This is a genomic window from Lysinibacillus sp. GbtcB16 (genome assembly GCF_019091145.1).
Taxonomy (GTDB): domain Bacteria; phylum Bacillota; class Bacilli; order Bacillales_A; family Planococcaceae; genus Lysinibacillus; species Lysinibacillus fusiformis.
On sequence record NZ_JAGXJV010000001.1, the window covers coordinates 204,211 to 224,131 of the forward strand.

Here is a 19,921-nt window from a genome sequence, read left to right on the forward strand (position 1 = left end):
ATCGAGGGGGAATGGGAGATGAAAGTTCATTTTTTTACTGGTTTTCCTGGTTTCATTTCAAGTCAATTAATTAGGACATTGTTCCAAAAAAAACAAACACAACAGGTTATAGCAATTGTATTAGCTGGCGAAACCATTAAAGCTCATCAAGAGAAAAATAAAATACTAAAGGAGTTTCCTAATGGATCGATTCGTATTGTTGAGGGTGATATTACCTTGCCGAACCTCGGTTTAGATAATCAAGTAATTGAAGAAATCGTACCTCAAATTGAAGTGTTCTGGCATTTGGCAGCTATATACGATCTAGCTGTACCCCGTGATATTGCTTGGAAAGTGAATGTACATGGGACAACAATGGTGAATGAATTTGTGCGCACTTTACCCCATTTAAAACGCTATATGTACTTTAGTACGGCATATGTGGCTGGTACACGTGAGGGGGTACTGCGTGAAAATGAACTGATTCGACCATTCGCATTTAAAAATTATTATGAAGAGACAAAATATGAGGCTGAGCTCCGAGTAGAAGATTTAAAATCCGAAATTCCATTAACAATTATTAGACCTGGTATTGTGAGGGGGCATTCGGAAACGGGTGAAACAATTAAGTTTGATGGCCCCTATTTCTTTTTAAATTTAGTAGAACGTTTAAAATGTTTACCTATAATTCCTTATATTGGACAATCTACATCTACGATCAATGTAGTACCAGTAGATTATATATTAAATGCCTCAACTTTTTTGGCATCAGAACAAGAGGCTGAAGGTAAGACCCTTCATTTAACAGATCCGAATCCTCACCCTGTACAGGAAGTATATCGTACTATGGTGAAACTAGTGACGAATGCTTATCCGAAGGGACGTTTACCGTTTGCGTGGGCAAAGCTATCCTTGCAAATTCCATTTATTCGGAGAAAGCTAGGGGTGGAGCAGGAGACATTAGATTATTTAACATGGAATGCCACATTCGACACGAATGAAGCCCAGCAAATTTTGCAAAAAGGTGGAATTACATGTCCTGATTTTATTCGGACGATGCCGCGTATGATTGATTTTTATTTAGCACATAAAGAAGATAAGAGCTACCAGATACAAATTAAGTAATGAAAAAACAATATAGATATTTTTGTCAGCTGTAAATGATAGTGCTATAATGTTTGAAAGAAGATACCTTCGACACTTTGTCAAAGGGGAGTAGCTAACAGGTTTTGCAATTATTTTACCTGGTTTCACATTCGTCAAGACATGGTTTGACCATCGGATGTGATAGTGAATGGCTCTATGCGTAAAATGATGACTGATGACGTGTAGATTGATGTACCGATAAGGTACTAATTTACTTAGCGAGACCTTTGCCTACATATGGCAGGGGTTTTTTTCTTTTGTACTTTAGTGGAACTAGTCATTTGGGTATTTAGAGCTTAGAGGAGGCACTAGCATAAATGGAAGCAATAATATTACAATACGGCTGGGTTTTAATTGTCCTAGTTGTATTAGAGGGATTACTAGCAGCTGATAATGCAGTAGTAATGGCTGTAATGGTCAAACATTTACCGCAAGAACAACAAAAAAAGGCGTTATTTTATGGACTATTTGGCGCCCTGATTTTTCGATTCGCTGCGCTTTTTGTCATTACAGTTTTAGTAAACTATTGGCAAATACAAGCAGTAGGTGCGGCTTATCTGCTATTTATGTCGGCGAAAAATATTTATGATTTACGTAAACATAAAGATGATGAAGAAGAAGAGACGAGTGAAAAGACTGGGAAAAAGGGGTCTGGATTCTGGTTAACAGTACTCAAAGTAGAAGCTGCAGACATTGCATTTGCTATTGATTCCATGTTGGCTGCAGTAGCTATCGCTGTCACATTGCCTCATTTGGGGAATTTTGATATCGGTGGCATTAATGGTGGACAATTTATCGTCATGCTCCTTGGTGGGTTTATCGGGGTTATTATGATGCGTTTTGCTGCCCAATGGTTTGTCAAAGTATTAAATGATTATCCTTCACTTGAAACAGCTGCATTTTTAATTGTAGGCTGGGTAGGTGTGAAGCTCGTTGTCTTAACATTAGCTCATGAAAAAGTAGGGATATTACCTGCAGAATTCCCACATTCCACTGCATGGGAGTTAACATTCTGGATTGTCTTACTCGGCATAGCATTTGTAGGTTATCTAGTAGGTGTTCGAAATAAAAAATAGCTTAGATTGAATTATTCAGCTGTAGTTGAAAGCCATCGAACGTATTATGATCGATGGCTTTTGGTATTTCATTCTCTATGATATTTTACTACTAAATCTAATCTCACTTGTACTTACAAGGTTTTGGCAAGCTTACGTCATGAATGTGATTTTTCGTCAACATTGTTTATCACTTTAAGGATTTACTTTTCAACAGGAGAAAATAGCTTAGAATCAATCTAGGCGACTGTTTATAAAGTATAGCCTTTAATCTCCACTATGGGAGGACGCTTTCCACAGCGGGGCAGAGCTGCTTCCATCGTTGCGCTCAGTCCAGGATCTATACGTTCCCGCTTTTCCCACGTCGCCACTCTACGTTCCAATCAACTTCTACATAAACACTCCACCTACATAGTTCGAGTTTTTTTGACATTAACCGATTGTGCAGTGTGAGAAAATCTTTTCCTGTGTATGTTCGATAGGTAAATCATAATGAAAATACTCAATAGAAGATATAAAACTTTCTTTGCAAATTGCTTCACCAGAAATTTCGTATGTCATCGTTGGATAGTTTGCTTGTAAAAGTACCATTGCTTCTTCAGATTCATCTGGATGTAAATTAGCCTTAAAATGCAAAAAAAGCAAAAAACACTCGCAATTATTAGTAATACTAATAATCCTCCGATTGTAAAAATAAATATACTCCAAGCCTTTAACCACTTATTCAAAATTTCACCTCCAAAATAAAAATGCATTTTTGTTCAGATATCGTCTCATTCTCAAAAAGTATAGTAATAACTATTCCTCTTTCTTTTTTCTTGTATTTTTTCTATACTATAATCTATCTAGTTGGGCATCATATGTAGGAGGGGTTGTTAAAGTGCCTTGGAAAAAATCTTCCAATAGACTTGTCACACCATTTCAGGTACTTGTTTCTTATTATTTTATAGCTATAGCGATTTCCTTCCTGTTATTACGGCTTCCAGGCGTTCATCAAGAAGGAGTAAAGGTTTCCTTTTTAGATAGTCTATTTACGGCAGTAAGTGCAGTAAGTGTCACTGGTTTAACAACTATTAATATTTCTGAAACGTATACGACATTGGGACTTGTGATGATTCTTGTTATTTTACAGTTAGGCGCAATTGGTATTATGTCACTGGGTACCTTTGTGTGGCTCTTAGTCGGGAAAAAAATAGGGATGCGTGAGCGTCAGTTAATTATGATTGACCACAACCAGTACAATTTGTCAGGTGTTGTGAAATTAATACGTGAAATCTTAAAAATCTTAATTGGTATTGAGGTAGCAGGTACGTTTATTTTAACTCTACATTTTACCAATTATTTTGATACGTTAGAAGAAGCATTCTTACACGGAGTATTCGCCTCAATTTCTGCTACGACAAATGGGGGATTTGACATTACGGGAATGAGCTTATTGCCATTCCATAATGATTATTTTGTTCAATTGGTGACAATGATACTTATTGTGTTAGGGGCAATCGGATTCCCTGTCTTAATTGAACTAAAAACTTTTTTACTCAAACGTCATGCGAATTTTCGATTTAGCTTGTTTACAAAAATCACTACGTCTACTTATGCCATTTTATTTGTTGTTGGTGCTCTAGTCATTTTACTTCTCGAATCTTTCCATTCTTTCAAGGAAATGTCCTGGCATGAGGCGCTTTTTTCAGCGATGTTCCATTCTGTGTCGACGAGATCTGCTGGGCTGACAACTTACGATGTGACGACGTTTAGTGAGGCGACAGATATTTTTATGAGTTTTCTCATGTTCATAGGTTCCTCACCAAGTTCAGTGGGGGGAGGAATTCGAACAACTACTTTTGCAATAGCTATTTTATTTTTAATTACATTTGCAAGAGGGAGAGAGGATATTCAAGTGTTTGGGCGAGAAATTCATTTAATTGATGTTTTCCGCTCCTTCGTTGTCATCTTATTAGCCTTTTTCATGGTTTTAATTGCAACGATTATTTTGCTTATTACAGAGCCACATGCCTCCCTTATTCAAATTATTTTTGAAATCACCTCTGCGTTCGGTACTTGTGGTATGTCATTAGGAATAACCTCAGATTTATCGGTCATTGGCAAAGTAATAATTATTATGTTAATGTTCATTGGTCGAGTTGGTTTAATTTCCTTCCTGTATACACTAGGTGGTGGTGGACGTGGAAAGAAATCGAAATTCCATTATCCAAAGGAACGTGTAATTATCGGTTAACGCTAATTAAATGCTGCTAACTATAGGTTTTATAGGGGCTTCCGTGAGTTTGCCCCTTTTTTTCGTCAAAAGTGTTAAGTAATAATGTACTTGTTTGGGAGCTACATAGCTGTGTGAGCTGTATTCATAATGAAGCAGTCATACACAAATGTATTCTCTTTTCGATAGCTAGAAAGAGCATTTAGGAGTAATTGACTTTCTTCTATTATATAGGAGTAAAAAGAGATGAAATTGTCGAAAGTTGTCATTACAACTGTATATACATTAAAAAAACCTCTATACTAATTCTATACATTTTTTAGGAATTGAAAATTAACTATTGAATGGGATAGGTAGTTCCAATACAATATAAAATACATAAAAATAAACAAATAAATAAACGTGTCTGATATAGAATAAGAGGGCTCCATTTGTTACTAAAACGCCTGAATGTGTAAGTTGTCACAAAATTTTCGGAAAATTTAAAATTATTTTTCCCGAATGTGAACATTTGAAGTGGGTATATTTTCAACGTATAGATTGTTTGTTTTTAAGGAATTTGCCCTAAACTTTTTTTAGAATCGCTATGTATACTTGACTAATAGATTAAAAAGGCAGAAACGATATAAAACAGCTACCCGTTTCTTTTTCAGGGCATCTTTAAGAATTGTTTAAGACCATAAAAAAAGCTAGTCCTGATCGTTCATACAGGACTAGCGTTTGTTATTAAAGTGTGGGGATTGTTGCAAAGTAAGGCGCTTGACCATGACGGAAATAAGTTAAAAGATAGCCATCTTTTTGTACAATTTTGCCATTCAAGAAATCATCATAATTGAGAGCATGTGGGATTACCAAAGTATGCTTAAACAGCTCTTTCTCAGTAAGTTTAAAGCCTGCAAAAGCCTCACCAGCGATAGCCGGATTTTCACGTAATGTCTGGTAGATTGTTTTTTGTTGCTCTATTGTTGGGCGCTCCTTCCACCATAGTTTACGGGGCTGGAATTGCTGAGCTGTTAGATAATCTAGTTGCATTAAGCTTTGTATAATGTTTAAATTCGCTCCATCTACAGTTTCTAAGAACATTAGTAAACGACGGAATAAATCTTCTAATTGATGGCCAATACGGGACCATCCCTTAGTTTCCCAATACGTACCGAAGCTTTGGAAAAAGTCAAATGGTGTATCGAAGACCTCGGTTACTAAATATTCGATTGTATGATCCATACGATGATCATTCCAGTATTTCTCCAGAACATCCTCTGCATGTTTAATGCGAACAATATCATCAAATGTAAGGACATTATTAGAAAAGATTTCATAAGGCGCTAGATCGACGTAAGTATAACCAAACTTCTCAGCCTCCACTCGAAGTCCTGTACCGCGTAAAAGCTTTAAAAAACCAAGCTGAAGTTCTTCTGGTCGCATGGCAAAAACATCATTAAAGGTTTGACGGAAGCTTGCGTAATCCTCTTCAGGCAAACCTGCTATTAAGTCTAAGTGTTGATCGATTTTTCCACCATCTTTAACCATTGTCACTGTTCGCTTTAGTTTTTCAAAGTTTTGGCGACGCTGTACAAGTGTATTGGTTAAATCATTTGTGGACTGAACACCAATTTCGAAGCGGAACAAGCCTCTCGGCGCATTGTCATTTAAAAATTGGATAACTTCCGGACGCATAATATCGGCAGTAATCTCAAACTGGAATACAACACCTGGTTTATGTTCATCAATTAAAAACTGGAACATTTCCATAGCGTAGCTACGGCTTATATTAAACGTTCGATCCACGAATTTTATAGTTCTAGCGCCATTATCCATTAAGAAACGAATATCTTCCTTAATTTTTTCTCGGTTAAAGTATCGAACACCAACCTCTATAGAAGATAAACAGAATTGACAGCTAAATGGACAGCCTCTGCTTGTTTCAATGTACTGAATACGTTTCCCAAGGTGAGGAAGATCCTCTTCGAAGCGAAACGGACTCGCTAATTCACGCAAATCTATTTTAGGTGGTTGAGCGTGTATCTTAACTTTTCCGTCCTCCAAATAGCAAATTCCAGGGACATCCTCCAGTAATATTTCACCGTGTAAATAACGTAACAATTGCTTAAATGAAGTTTCTCCTTCACCCATCACTATGAAATCTACTTCAGGTATACGGCGTAGCCAATGGTGGGAATCGTAAGAAACCTCAGGACCTCCAAGCAAAATTTTAACATCTGGACAGACCGTTTTTAACATTTTAATAACATGAACTGTTTCTTCAATATTCCAAATATAACAGCTAAATCCAACGATATCAGGTTTTTTTTGGAACAAATCTGATACAATATTAAAAGCAGGGTCTTTAATTGTATATTCTGCTATAATTGGATTGAATTCGGGTGCAGCGGCACCTTTTAAATAGCGTAATGCTAGATTTGTGTGTATATACTTCGCGTTTAAAGTAGTTAAAATAGTATTCATACAATAATCTTCCTTTCAGTATCTAATTGTATCAGTCAAGTATTTGACATACAATATAATTCTTTTTACCTATTTATTTTGTGAACAGTTCGTGAAATAATTTAAAATACTTAAATTTACTAAATTTTGTAATAATAGAATCGTGCTGTCATAATGTATAGTAAAGGCTCAAAATTCGATTTAGAGGTTTTTTACTCTTTTGAAAGGTTCGGTGAGAAAGTTGAAGCAAAATGATATTAATCAATGTTTTGGAAATCTTATGAAAAGTACTTCGTCACCAACACTTATACTCAATAAAGCAGGGAAAATTTTGAACGTCAATGAGGCTGCTATCCAACTATTTAATCTTAATTTAACGTATATTGGCAATTTGGCTATGGACGAGCCATCTAAATTTAAATGGGCGAAGTTCGTCCAACAACTACAAAAGGATTTACGATCGGAAGAAATTTTCAACATTCGCACAGTAGGAAATGAGTACGAAATGTTATCATTTAAATGTTTCTACGATCCAAATGCAGAGGAAATTGTTGCGCAAATTTCAACATTAAATGAAGATGTCCCCCATAAATTATACGTTAGTCAAGAGCATGAAAGATCCCAATCTTTTAATGCATATGATTACTTACCTTATGCTGTTATTGTAAGTGATGCTAGCGGTATTATTCTTGGGCTTAATAAGTATGCAGAAATGTTTCTCAAAGTAGAAAGCTCGCAGCTGCTCCATAAAGCTCATCAGCATATATTTGATCTATTTACATTGAAAAAAGGGCAAATTACATCCTACCTTTCTAAATTAATGGGTGACAAACATGCAAGTCTACACGTTGTCGATGAAACACAAGTAAGTAGAACTTGCTATTATGAAATTTCCAGTATTTTTGATGAATACAATAACATTATTGTCACGGTTATTAATGATGAAACAGAAAAGAAGCAACTTCAACATAAAGTGGAGCATCAACAAGCTTTGAATGTTGTTGGACAAATGGCTGCGAGTATTGCGCATGAAATTCGTAATCCATTAACTTCTTTAAAGGGTTTTACTGATTTATTAAAAATAAATGCTGACGATGAATCACGCATGTACCTTTCTGTCATTGATAGTGAGCTTCAACGAATGGAACAAATCTTATCAGAGCTATTAGTTTTGTCCAAGCCATCAACTATGAAAGTGGAGTTATTGGAACTAGATCATATTGTAAAACAAGTCATTGAGTTCATGTTACCAGATGCACTCATGAAAAATATTATGATTCAGTACATTTCAATTCCTAATCAAGTTTATATTGGTGGAAGTGAAAATCGATTAAAGCAAGTATTAATGAATCTCATCAAAAATGCGATGGAATCCATGAATAATGGTGGTACGATTACTGTAGAAATGACAACAAATGACTGCGCGATTGTTGAACTTACAATTAAAGACGAAGGCGTTGGAATGGATAGCACAACCCTTCAAAACCTATTCCAGCCTTTTTACACGACAAAATCAACAGGGACAGGACTGGGCCTTGCTTTCGTGAAAAAAGTTATCGAAGAGCACGATGGAGTTATAGGTGTTAGTAGTGAATTACAGAAGGGGACATGCTTCCATCTACAGTTCCCAATTTATACATTTAACCAAGTGGATACAATGGAAGTATCCACAAAAGATGCTGCCTATTTAGTAACATAAAGAGAGTAAAAATGGGTTGGATAACAACAATATAACCTTCTAAATCGGATAATGCTTTTGACAATGCTTTTCTAATATCGCTATAATGTCAAGTATAAAGAGCGAAGTGAGAGGAAAAGAATATGACGTCAGAAGACTTAAAACAATCTTTAAAATTATATATTGTATTGTCACGTGCACTTAAAGCTATTAATGAGACAACACATCAATTATTTCAGGATAATGGTTTAAACCCAACTGAATTTGCAGTTCTCGAGCTTCTTTATCATAAAGGAAGACAGCCGTTACAGCAAATTGGCAATAAAATTTTACTTGCCAGTGGGTCTATTACGTATGTCATTGATAAGCTTGAAAAAAGAGGCTATTTATTGCGTGTATCCTGTCCTTCAGATCGTCGTGTGACATATGCAGAAATCACGGATGAAGGCGAAGCATTTATGGGAGAACTATTCCCAAAGCATGAGCAGCATTTGCATGAAATAATGAGCGTATTATCTTCAGAAGAAAAAGAGCTGGCTATTATGTTATTAAAGAAGATGGGCCTTTCTATTAAAGATTTATCTTATTAAAAAAGTTGTCTCATTCATTTGAGACAACTTTTTAATCATGTGGATAAAAAAATCTCAAACATACATAAAAGGACGATAGACAAGGCATTGTCTATCGTCCTTCTTGTATTACGAATTATTATTTTTTAGAAATAGTTGCTGCCATGTTCATCATAGCATTCGTTAAATCTTGCTTATCATTATCGTGAATCGTTAATTTTGTAATGAGACCATCATTTTCAAAAACAACCCCGATTACTTTCTCTGTGTCAAAGTCTACAACATAACCTTCAATATTTTGAACATCCTTGAATGCAGCTAATTCATCAGTAGTTAAAGCTACTGTTTCACCTACAGCATTCATATAATCTTGCATAGCTGTTTTTACTTCAGTAAAGCTTGATTGTGATGCCTCAATTGTTTCAATACGCATAAACACTTCGTCATCATCATTAGAAACTAGCATATCTTTACCTGGCTCTTCTTGCGTTAATGTGAATCCTGGAAGTTGCTGTAGCTTATAGCTTTGGTCAACACTTTTAGATTCAGTTGCCTTTTCTGTTTTATCTACACCATTTTGTTTGTAAGTCACATCTTGTTGAGGCTGTTTAGAAGCATCCTCAGTATTTGTTTCATTTGATGCAGGTGTATCTGTATTCTCTTCCTCTTGTGCTTCACCTGCTGTTTCATCGCCAGATGGTTTTTGATCGGCAGCAGTATCAGACGGCTCATTTTGTTGAGTATCCGAACCCTCTGTTTTTTCAGAGGTATTACAACCTACTACTAGTACTGCTGTTAATAATAATGCAAGAATTGAAAATAATTTTTTTTGCATAAAAAACCCTCCTTTTCTAAATTAAACGTTAGTAAAGCTAAAATGTTTCCAAATAATAATGTTATGATGTTAAAGGTAACACTAAAAATAATAATAGTACAAAAACAACATGAGCTACAATAACAAGTGGCATACTTCTCTTCCATTCATACAAGAAGCCCCAAATAATACTTGTTACCAGTGCAGCAACCACGCCTAAAATAAAACCACTGAGGGCAATGGAGATTGCACATAAAACTGCCGTCACTAGGATAGCCAGAGTAGGGCGCATAAAGCGTTTTAATTGTTGCTGAATATAACCACGCCAAAATAATTCTTCGCCGATGGCAACAATAAAAACAAGTAATGCATAGTGCCAAATATTTTGCGGTCCATAGTTGGTTAAAAATTTATGAACTGATTGTACTAAGTTATTATTAATAAATGGAGCAAGCCAATAACCGAAGCGAATAATACCATATGTGATGGTACCGTATCCAATCCCAAAGAGTAAAAATTGCCATGTGGGTAATTGATCTTCAATAGAACCAGCTAATATGGCAATGGCAATACATACTAGTAAGGTAAATGCATACATGTACCAAAATACTGCTTGGTTAGCAAAGGTAAAGGCAAGCATGCCATAAACGAATAATAGAGAAAGGAGTAATAGTACTGTTTGTTTTGAATTTGTTAGCATATACGACCTCCATGCTTTAATTTTATCAAAAAAAAAGCCCCATATCATCTATAAAGACAAATAGGGACTATTCAGACTATTAAGCTTCATTCGTATATAAAATTTTGTAACGTTTATGATTGACGACCGTTTTCTCTTCAATTTCAAGGGAATCAAAATTCTCCATATATGTTAAGTTAACGATCACCGAATTTTCATTTACCTTTTCGACAATACCTTGGAGACCATTTTTAAACTCGATAATATTTCCAACTTCAGCTATTTTCACAGACAGTCAGCTCCTTCATCGACTAATAATATACAGTTTGCACGAAAAAATGGTAAACGTAAAGCTTTTTTTAAATAATTCATAATTTATTACACAAAAGATGAAAAGAAAGGAATAAAACTAATGGAAAGATACGAAAATATGCTTAAACAATTACAAAATGGGGAAATAGGAAGTATTGAAATTCAAAAGGAAGATTTTTACGAATTTCGAGAAATTCTTGTAGCGCATCCTTTATTTAAACATTTCAGAGGTGAGGCCAAGCAAAATGGACGAATTATCTATACTTATAACGAAATACCTAGGAGTTAATTTGTCGAACATTGTCGTAAGTTAATGCTGTAAGAAATGAAATATAAATGTATAATAATGGTATGATTATTTGTGTGTGGAGGGTTGTATGAATGGTCAATCTACTCTTGAAACAAATGGAACAAACTCGTGAGTTGATGATTCGCTCTGGTGTTGAAAACGGGTTACAAAATGCAAAAACCATTCAACTGAGTCGCAGATTAGACCAGTTAATGAATACCTATTATAGACAGACAGCATTTGATGAAGAAAAAGACCAAGACGAATAAAAAGATTGTTCCAGTATTCAGAGTAATAACATTTTAAAAATAGATGTTTAAAATGCATTTTAATGGGGAATAACTTACTATGAACACAGCAACATTCTCATTTCCCCCTTTAGAGCAGTGATCCCCCAATCACTTGCTCTCTTTTTTTTTGCTTATTCGGTATATATGCAAGTTATCTAATTATTAGTACAAGTTATAGGAAGAGTTTGAATTATTTTATTTATTCGCCTAAACTGAAAACATCAAGTCACGTAGGTGAAAGAATCCTAACTTTTATAACAAAGGAGTATATACATATGAAAAAGCAACGTATTGCATTTATCGGAACTGGTGTAATGGGGACAAGTATTATTAAACACTTATTGAAAAATGACCATGAGGTGACGGTGTACACTCGTACTAAAGAAAAAGCAGAGCCGCTAGTAGCTTTAGGAGCATCATGGGCTAGTTCGCCAGCAGAAGCATTTAAACATCAAGATATTGCATTTACAATGGTTGGCTACCCCTCAGATGTTGAAGAGGTTTATTTTGGAGATAATGGCCTTTTTAAAACAGCTGAACCTGGCAACCTTTTCATTGATATGACGACTTCAGAGCCATCTTTGGCCAAGAAAATATATGAGCATGCACAAACTATTGGTGTAGATTCTTTAGATGCACCTGTTTCAGGTGGTGATATCGGTGCGCAAAATGGTACATTGTCGATTATGGTCGGTGGCGGTTTAACAACTTACGATAAGGCTTTACCGCTGATGAAGCATTTCGGAGAAAATATCGTTTATCAAGGTGAGGCAGGGGCTGGTCAACATGCAAAGATGTGCAATCAAATTGCCATAGCTGCAGGCATGATTGGGGTATGCGAATCACTTGCATACGGTCTCAAAGCAGGGCTAGATTTACCAACCGTACTGCAGTCCATTGCATCAGGTGCGGCAGGTTCTTGGTCTCTAAGTAATTTGGCACCACGCATGATCAAAGAAGACTTTGCACCAGGTTTTTATATCAAACATTTTGTGAAGGATATGAAAATAGCTTTGGATGAATCCAAGAAAATGGGGATTACATTGCCAGGATTGGCATTAGCCTATGAAATGTATGAAAAATTGATCGAAGAGGGCTATGGTGATAATGGTACACAGGCTCTTCTTCAACGCTATAGATAATAAAAATCCTATTTGGATAAAACAGAACCTGAAGTTTCTTCATTTTGGAGAGACTTCAGGTTTTTTTGTTACTCTTTTCCAAAAAGTTGGGCGTCTAATGAAAAACTAGAAGCACCAGCTAGAGTGAAGTATAGTGCAATTGCACCCAAGGCTAAATCTAATTCGTATCCGGCTAAACCATCAGCTCCAATAAAGCCAATACTTAGCTTAGCTGTGAAAATGGCTACAATCATAGTCATTGTTAGTAATGCGCCAAAAATTCTTGTTGCTAAACCTAAAATAAGGGCAATACCTCCCACTAACTCAATAATTGCAACGATATACGCCATAAATCCTGGGATACCTAAACTAACAAAGAAGTCTGCCGTATAGCTAATGCCTCCTTGAAATTTTTGAAAACCATGCACAGCAAAAATAATGCCGAGAACGACACGTAAAATAGTTGAACCAATGTTTTGCATTATAAAATATCTCCTTTTTCTTTAACTTACAATTCGTAACTTAGTTTATTTTTAAAAATAACTTTTGTCAAGTAACTAAATGTGTTTTAAGAACTGAATATTGAAAGAAGTGTTATAATGTTGTATATGAACTACTAACAATGGAGGCTTGTAACGTGGATCAAAAAAAAATTTGTCCTCGATTTGAAAAGGCGCTCAAAATAGTCAATCATCGCTGGAATACTTTACTCATTTTTCAATTATTAGATGGTCCTCAGCGGTATTCAGTTATTAAAAATCAGTTAAATATAAGCAGCCGCGTATTAACTGAGCGATTAAAGGAGCTAGAAATCGAGGAAATTGTATTACGTACTGTCATTCCTTCTACCCCAGTCATCATTGAGTATGAACTTACTGAAAAGGGATACGCACTTGCACCCGTACTAAAAGCAATTGAACAATGGTCTTCTGAATGGGTAGCAATAACAGAAGAATAATAAAAAAGATATTCAAGCGAGGGGGCTTGGATATCTTTTTTTGATTGAGAAGGCATTATTTATCGATCTTTTAGCAGTTATGTTTCAATGAATTTACTGTTATATTGTAAATAATATTAATTTTCTTTAAAAAAAGGAATTTTTCATTACGGAAAGAAATTAATTGATTATTATAGAGAATGTAAGGGAGGGTTTTATGAAAAAGAGTTCAGCAATAGACGTCCAGCATCGAAGTCAGTTAGCGATTTACTTATCATTACCAATACTTTCATGGGCTTTCTATGATTTTGCTAATACAATTTTTTCTTCAAATATTAATACGATTTTTTTCCCGTTTTATATGGATGAGGTATTAGGAACAAATGAAGTTATGCAACAAGTAGCTAGTACATTTATTTCGTATGCGAATGCCATTGCTAGCTTATTACTTGTAGTATTTTCTCCACTTTTTGGAGTGTGGATTGATAATACTGGCTATAAAAAAAGATTTATTGTCTGGTTTGCTTCTATTTCCATTCTTTTTACTTTTATGATGGGGATATTTGCGGATCTACAGATAACCACTCATTACTCAGGCGTACCCCTTAGTTTATTTTTAGTCGTGGCAAGTTTTGTCATTGCAAAGTTCTTCTTTAATTCAAGTTTAGTATTCTATGATTCTATGATGGCAGATTTAGGAACGAAAGAAGAAATGCCACTTATTTCTGGCTATGGCGTTGCAATTGGGTATTTGGGTACACTTTTTGGTCTTCTCGTTTATTTGTATGTAGGCAACAGTGATTTTCATCGTGCATTTATTCCTACGGCAATTTTATATTTATTATTTTCACTGCCTTTATTTTTGATCAATAAAGATACGCCAATTCCAAAAGCACAGAGGAAGTCTTTAAAATTTTTAGATGGCTATAAAGAAATTATTCAAACCTTTAAGGATATGAAGCAATATAAGGCGATCTTTACTTTTATGATTGCTTATTTCTTTTTGAATGATGCTATCGCTACTACGATTGCAATGATGGCCGTTTACGCGACGGCTATTGTCGGTTTTAGCTCAGGTCAATTTATCATTCTTTATTTAGTCTCTACTGTATCCACGATAATTGGGTCTTTGGCATTTGGCTATATTACAAAATCAGTAGGCGCTAAACGCGCGATTACTATGGTAGCCCTCATTATGATTGTCGCTTTAGTGTTTGCTGTATTTGCGACAGCACAATGGATGTTTTGGCTGGCAGGTAGTCTTTTTGGTATATCACTTGGCTCTATGTGGGTAACGTCTAGGACCTATATTATTGAATTGTCACCAGATGAGAAACGTGGACAGTTCTTTGGCTTGTTTGCTTTCTCTGGGAAAGTATCATCCATTATTGGTCCAGCCGTATACGGAACAGTTACATTATGGATGAAGGATTACGGTACACTAGCTAGCCGTGTCGCACTATCGACGCTAATCGTAATGACAGTCATTGGCCTATTGGTACATCTAAAAGTTAATGATAAAAATGGAAATAGCAAGTAGGAGAAATGTATTGCCTATGATACAATTGAATTATAAATTGAAGTAAAGAAAGGAGCGGGGTTGCATTGGAACATAAAGGAATATTATTAGAAAGTGGCACAAATGAGCTAGAAATCGTTGAATTTGAAGTAGCTAACAATAAATTTGGTATCAATGTAATTAAAGTAAAAGAAATCATTCAACCGATTCCAGTAACATTTATTCCACACGCGCACCCGCATGTAGAAGGAATCATTCAATTACGAGGTGAAGTATTACCAGTTGTGGATATGCTACGGGTACTTGGAATTCAGAGTACTGAGCGTAACCCGCAACAAAAATATATTGTTGCTGAATTTAATAAGCAACGTGTTGTGTTCCATGTGGATAACGTGACACAAATTCACCGTATATCATGGAATCAAATTGAAAAGCCTTCAGATATGTATCAAGGCGGAACATCACAAGTTATAGGTGTTATTAAACAAAACGAGCAAATGATTCTACTACTCGATTTCGAAAGAATTATGGTGGATATTAATCCTGAATCGGGCATAAGTGTGGAATCTGTTAAAAAGCTGGGCAAACGTGAACGTACCGGTAAACGTATTTTAATTGCAGAGGATTCACCATTATTACGGAAGTTATTATTTGATACGATGAACGAAGCAGGCTATGACAATGTAGAGTTCTTTGAAAATGGCCGAGATGCATATGAATACTTAGAAGGAATTGCGAAGAGCGGTAGTGATATCGCAGAACATATTCAATTAGTCGTAACAGATATTGAAATGCCACAAATGGATGGGCATCATTTGACAAGAAAAATCAAAGAGCATCCTGATCTTCAAAAACTTCCAGTTATCATATTCTCAAGTCTAATTACGGATGACCTTCGTCATAAAGGTGATCAGGTAGGAGCAGAAGATCAAATTAGTAAGCCAGAAATTGCAGAGCTCATCCTACGTGTTGACCAATTAATTCTGTAATAGTTGTGCTTTACATGATACTTCACAATTTTAATAATGGGTATCCTGAAAGTATAAATAAATGAAAGTAAAGTCGGATGCCTTTAAAGTATCCGACTTTTTGTATAGGTCTACATATTGTGAACAAAATAATCAGAAGATGCTTGAAGGATGTGATTATTTGAATGAACTTAAAACAGCCATTATTGATATCGGCTCCAATACTATTCGTTTAGTGTTATATCAGTACAACAATGAAGAGGGACTCCATGAACTAGGCAATATTAAAACGGTGGCACGTTTACGTACATATATACAACCCTCTGGTGAGATGTCTGAAGAAGGAATCCATGTGTTAGCCGAGACATTACAAACATTTAAAGCGATGTTAGAAGATTTTGAAGTGACAGATGTGAAAGCGGCGGCAACGGCTGCTATCCGCCAAGCGTCTAATCGTGACCAAATAATTGCAGAAATGAAAGTACGAACTGGTATTCAAATTGAGCTTTTATCAGAAGAAGAAGAAGCATATTTTGGATTTGTAGCTGTTGCTTATTCTAGTGGAACCAAATCGGGAGTTACGATTGATATTGGTGGTGGTAGTACCGAAATTACGCTGTTTGAAAATAAAGAAATTCAGCAATCACATAGCTTTCCATTCGGGACAGTTTCTTTAAAGCAACGTTTTGTGAAGGGCGACATCATGAATAGCGGTGAAAGGAAGGAGCTTATTGCCTTTATAAAAGAGCAATTTCAAACATTATCATGGATTCAAAAAAGTGGTTTACCAATTATTGCAATTGGGGGGAGTGCACGTAATATTGCACAGATTCATCAACAAAAACATGATTATCCCATTGCTAGTGTCCATGGATACGAAATGACAGAAGAAAATTTAGAAGAATTAAGCATATTTTTAGGTCAATTAAGCTTCCAAGAATTGAAGCAGCTAGATGGCCTGTCTTCAGACCGAGCTGATATTATTTTACCTGCCTTAGAAGTATTTAGAGTGTTGATGGATACTGTAGGAAGCAAGTCATTTCAGCTTACGAAGAAGGGTTTACGTGAGGGACTGATTATTAAAAAGATTTTGCAAACAGATAGCAATGCCTTTGATAAATATAATGTGTTTGAAGGAAATGCCAGAAGGCTTGCACGACAGTATGGTCGAACTGAAAAAGAGGTTGATTATTTGATGCATTTAGCTGATCAATTGTATCGCGAATGTTGTCATTTAGGCTATTTACCATATAATGCAGGAGATTTGCAGTTAATAAGAAAAGCAGCGAAGGTTTTTAATATTGGTGAATATATTGAATTAAGCTCTGCAAGCCAACACACCTTTTATTTGATTGCGAATCAATCTATTGATGGTTTAAATCACCCAGAAAGAGTCAAGCTAGCCCTTTTAGCCTCTTATAAAAACAAAGATTATTTTCAACGATTTGCTGCCCCGTTCTCCACTTGGATGAATCGTGAGGACTATCGAAAAATACGAGACTTTGGAGCGTTATTAAAATTTGTCTATGCTTTAAATGTCTCAAAGCGAAATGTTGTACATGCAATTGATATGCATCCAGAGGAAGATTATGTACAGCTCAATATTTATGTAAAGAACAATGCAGCAGCTGAAAAGTATCAAGCTAATCGACATAAAAAACATTTAGAGCGAGCATTAAAAATCCCAATGACAATCAATTTTATTGAAGAAGGATGGAATACGGATGACAACTGAAATAACTAATAACGAGCTGAATGAGGAAGAGTTTTTAAAAAATCATAGTCAATTATTAGAGGAGATTGCGAAGCCTCAGTACTATAATAATCGAGAGTTAAGCTGGCTTGCTTTTAATGAACGTGTATTAGAGGAAGCGGAGGATGTAAATAATCCTCTGCTCGAACGTTTGAAATTTTTAGCTATATTTAGCTCAAATCTCGATGAGTTTTTTATGGTACGTGTCGCTGGCTTACAAGATCAAGTTCGCGCAGGGTTCCATAAAGCTGAAAATAAATCTGGGTTAACACCAAAGGAACAATTAGCTAAAATTGCAGAACGTACACAGGCTTTAGTGCGTCGACAAACTGAAGTATACCGCCATTTAATCTATGATTTATTACCACAGCATAATGTACATATTGCAGACATGAAAGATTTAAATAGCACACAAAAAGCTTTTATTAATGAAATGTTTGCAGAAACTATTTTCCCAGTTCTAACACCTGTAGCAGTAGATGCGTATCGTCCATTCCCTACATTGCTAGGGAAAACACTTAATTTACTTGTCCTTTTAGAGCAGGATGAATCGGATCTTGAAAGTCGCGAAAGAGTCGCAATCGTTCAAGTGCCATCTGTTTTAGATCGTTATATTAAAGTGCCCACTGAAGAAGGTAAAACGGTCGTTGTATTGTTGGAAGATGTCATTGTAGCGCATATTGAAAAATTATTTTATGGCTATAGCGTAAAATCAGCGCAAGCCTTCCGTTTAACAAGGAATGCAGATTTAACAATCCATGAAGAGGGCGCAAGGGATCTTCTCGTTGAAATTGAAAAAGAATTGAAGAAGCGTAAATGGGGAGTAGGAAGCCGTTTAGAAGTTCGAGTTGGAGAAATGAATGAGGAAGTACTTCTCTACTTATTAGATGAATTTGAAATTGAAGAAAATGACGTTTTCCATATTGATGGACCTTTAGATTTAACCTTTATGTTCTCTTTTGTTAAAGGTATAGCTGTTGGTCGTGAACATCTGGAATATGAAAGTTTTATTCCACAGCCACCTTTAGATTTACAATCCGATGAAAATATTTTTGAAAAAGCATTAACACAAGATATCTTTTTCCATCATCCATATGAATCATTTGCACCAATCGTTGATTTTATCTCTGAGGCAGCCGTAAATCCCAATGTCTTAGCAATCAAACAAACATTATATCGAGTAAGTGGTAATTCACCGATTATTCAAGCACTGAAACTTGCAGCAGAAAATGGTAAACAAGTAACAGTTTTAGTTGAATTAAAGGCCAGATTCGATGAAGAAAATAATGTGCATTGGGCAAAACAGCTAGAACAAGCAGGCTGTCTTGTTATTTATGGGATGAACAATTTAAAGACACACTCCAAAATCACATTAGTCGTAAGTCGTCGAAATGGCAAAATTGAACGCTTTGTTCATCTTGGTACAGGAAATTATAATGATGCCACTGCAAAAATTTACACGGATATGGGCATAATAACGACAGATAAAGAATTTGGTATTGATGCGACAAACTTCTTTAACTATTTAAGTGGCTATACAGAAAAACCTACATTTAATCACTTAGTCGTGGCACCTTTTGATATTCGAGATGAATTTATTCGATTAATGGATGAAGAAATTGCTTGTCATAAAAAATACGGGAATGGTTTTATTCGAGCTAAAATGAATTCATTGACAGACAAAGATCTAATGATGAAGTTATATGAGGCTTCGATTGCTGGTGTAAAGGTAGAGCTCATCATACGTGGTATTTGCTGTATTAGACCTGGTATCCCTGGCATTAGTGAAAATATTACAGTAACAAGTATTGTCGGTCGTTTCCTTGAACACTCCCGAATTTATTGGTTCCATCATAATGGAGAGAATAGAGTATATTTATCTTCAGCTGATATGATGACACGCAATATGATTAAACGTGTAGAAATTTTATTCCCTGTATATGCAAATGAAGCAAAAACTCGTATTATTGACATTATGAATACACAATTAATGGATACTGCTAAGGCTCGTATTCAAGATTCCAATGGTAAGTATCATTATAAAGATTTTGATCGTAGTGAAGATCCATTGAATAGCCAGGAGATTTTCTTACAAGATGCATTAAAGCCTACGCTAGACGAAGAATAGAGCAAACACGATACTTAGTGAGGG

Annotated in this window: 19 protein-coding genes; 13 read left to right on the plus strand and 6 right to left on the minus strand. The window is 35.5% G+C overall.

Translation table 11 applies throughout. The features are described from left to right. The first annotated feature begins 18 nt into the window (after nt 1-18). Together KVT27_RS01035 and KVT27_RS01040 are read left to right on the plus strand one after the other, a co-directional pair. A complete protein-coding gene (locus KVT27_RS01035; RefSeq protein WP_036123496.1) occupies nt 19-1,104 on the plus strand; it encodes an SDR family oxidoreductase in 1,086 nt (361 codons plus the stop codon). Between the two features lie 338 nt (nt 1,105-1,442). After that, a complete protein-coding gene (locus tag KVT27_RS01040) occupies nt 1,443-2,201 on the plus strand; it encodes a TerC family protein (protein WP_036123499.1) in 759 nt (252 codons plus the stop codon). A 411-nt stretch (nt 2,202-2,612) separates the two neighbouring features. Here the strand turns inward: KVT27_RS01040 and KVT27_RS01045 are convergent, their stop codons facing one another. Continuing rightward, nucleotides 2,613-2,816, minus strand: coding sequence for a hypothetical protein (locus KVT27_RS01045; RefSeq protein ID WP_152564538.1), 204 nt, complete (start codon nt 2,814-2,816; stop codon nt 2,613-2,615). Between the two features lie 244 nt (nt 2,817-3,060). Here KVT27_RS01045 and KVT27_RS01050 point away from each other — a divergent pair, with 244 nt between their 5' ends. Then, entirely contained in the window at nt 3,061-4,416 is a 1,356-nt protein-coding gene (locus KVT27_RS01050; protein ID WP_036123502.1) for a TrkH family potassium uptake protein, read from the plus strand. 705 nt (nt 4,417-5,121) lie between these two features. Here the strand turns inward: KVT27_RS01050 and KVT27_RS01055 are convergent. Then, the gene (locus KVT27_RS01055) at nt 5,122-6,861 is read right to left on the minus strand and encodes a B12-binding domain-containing radical SAM protein (protein ID WP_036147257.1); all 1,740 of its coding nucleotides are present in this window, start codon (nt 6,859-6,861) and stop codon (nt 5,122-5,124) included. 259 nt (nt 6,862-7,120) lie between these two features. On the opposite strand from KVT27_RS01055, the gene KVT27_RS01060 reads away from it, so the two are divergent. Together KVT27_RS01060 and KVT27_RS01065 are read left to right on the plus strand one after the other, a co-directional pair. Further along, on the plus strand, nt 7,121-8,539 hold the full coding sequence (locus KVT27_RS01060; RefSeq protein WP_225316251.1) for a PAS domain-containing sensor histidine kinase: 1,419 nt from the start codon (nt 7,121-7,123) through the stop codon (nt 8,537-8,539). Between the two features lie 122 nt (nt 8,540-8,661). Beyond that, on the plus strand, nt 8,662-9,108 hold the full coding sequence (locus tag KVT27_RS01065) for a MarR family winged helix-turn-helix transcriptional regulator (protein WP_036123507.1): 447 nt from the start codon (nt 8,662-8,664) through the stop codon (nt 9,106-9,108). Between the two features lie 118 nt (nt 9,109-9,226). On the opposite strand, the gene KVT27_RS01070 is transcribed toward KVT27_RS01065, so the two are convergent. The 3 genes from KVT27_RS01070 to KVT27_RS01080 all read right to left on the minus strand — a co-directional run bounded on the left by KVT27_RS01070 (nt 9,227) and on the right by KVT27_RS01080 (nt 10,869). Beyond that, nucleotides 9,227-9,922 carry a hypothetical protein gene (locus tag KVT27_RS01070; RefSeq protein ID WP_036123509.1) on the minus strand — a complete coding sequence of 232 codons (696 nt, stop codon included), beginning with the start codon at nt 9,920-9,922 and terminating at the stop codon, nt 9,227-9,229. Nucleotides 9,923-9,983: 61 nt separating this feature from the next. Further along, entirely contained in the window at nt 9,984-10,601 is a 618-nt protein-coding gene (locus KVT27_RS01075; RefSeq protein WP_036123513.1) for a CPBP family intramembrane glutamic endopeptidase, read from the minus strand. A gap of 79 nt (nt 10,602-10,680) precedes the next feature. Further along, entirely contained in the window at nt 10,681-10,869 is a 189-nt protein-coding gene (locus tag KVT27_RS01080) for a YkvS family protein (protein WP_004224583.1), read from the minus strand. Nucleotides 10,870-10,992: 123 nt separating this feature from the next. Here KVT27_RS01080 and KVT27_RS01085 point away from each other — a divergent pair, with 123 nt between their 5' ends. The 3 genes from KVT27_RS01085 to KVT27_RS01095 all read left to right on the plus strand — a co-directional run bounded on the left by KVT27_RS01085 (nt 10,993) and on the right by KVT27_RS01095 (nt 12,613). Then, nucleotides 10,993-11,181, plus strand: a complete 189-nt coding sequence (locus KVT27_RS01085) for a hypothetical protein (RefSeq protein WP_036123515.1) — start codon at nt 10,993-10,995, stop codon at nt 11,179-11,181. A 92-nt stretch (nt 11,182-11,273) separates the two neighbouring features. Next, nucleotides 11,274-11,450 carry an aspartyl-phosphate phosphatase Spo0E family protein gene (locus KVT27_RS01090; RefSeq protein ID WP_008174142.1) on the plus strand — a complete coding sequence of 59 codons (177 nt, stop codon included), beginning with the start codon at nt 11,274-11,276 and terminating at the stop codon, nt 11,448-11,450. 296 nt (nt 11,451-11,746) lie between these two features. Beyond that, on the plus strand, nt 11,747-12,613 hold the full coding sequence (locus tag KVT27_RS01095) for an NAD(P)-dependent oxidoreductase (RefSeq protein WP_217580511.1): 867 nt from the start codon (nt 11,747-11,749) through the stop codon (nt 12,611-12,613). 68 nt (nt 12,614-12,681) lie between these two features. Here the strand turns inward: KVT27_RS01095 and KVT27_RS01100 are convergent, their stop codons facing one another. After that, nucleotides 12,682-13,074 carry a DoxX family protein gene (locus KVT27_RS01100; protein WP_036123521.1) on the minus strand — a complete coding sequence of 131 codons (393 nt, stop codon included), beginning with the start codon at nt 13,072-13,074 and terminating at the stop codon, nt 12,682-12,684. 155 nt (nt 13,075-13,229) lie between these two features. On the opposite strand from KVT27_RS01100, the gene KVT27_RS01105 reads away from it, so the two are divergent. The 5 genes from KVT27_RS01105 to KVT27_RS01125 all read left to right on the plus strand — a co-directional run bounded on the left by KVT27_RS01105 (nt 13,230) and on the right by KVT27_RS01125 (nt 19,897). Next, a complete protein-coding gene (locus KVT27_RS01105; RefSeq protein ID WP_036123525.1) occupies nt 13,230-13,550 on the plus strand; it encodes a winged helix-turn-helix transcriptional regulator in 321 nt (106 codons plus the stop codon). Nucleotides 13,551-13,746: 196 nt separating this feature from the next. Next, complete coding sequence (locus KVT27_RS01110) at nt 13,747-15,069, plus strand: MFS transporter (protein WP_008174138.1); 1,323 nt, start codon at nt 13,747-13,749, stop codon at nt 15,067-15,069. 65 nt (nt 15,070-15,134) lie between these two features. Continuing rightward, complete coding sequence (locus KVT27_RS01115) at nt 15,135-16,037, plus strand: chemotaxis protein (RefSeq protein WP_008174137.1); 903 nt, start codon at nt 15,135-15,137, stop codon at nt 16,035-16,037. A gap of 160 nt (nt 16,038-16,197) precedes the next feature. Next, nucleotides 16,198-17,751: a Ppx/GppA family phosphatase gene (locus KVT27_RS01120; RefSeq protein ID WP_036147263.1), complete on the plus strand. Its 1,554-nt coding sequence runs from the start codon at nt 16,198-16,200 to the stop codon at nt 17,749-17,751. Beyond that, entirely contained in the window at nt 17,741-19,897 is a 2,157-nt protein-coding gene (locus KVT27_RS01125) for an RNA degradosome polyphosphate kinase (RefSeq protein WP_036147265.1), read from the plus strand. Before KVT27_RS01120 ends, KVT27_RS01125 begins: the two co-directional genes overlap by 11 nt. The last annotated feature ends 24 nt before the right edge of the window (nt 19,898-19,921 follow it).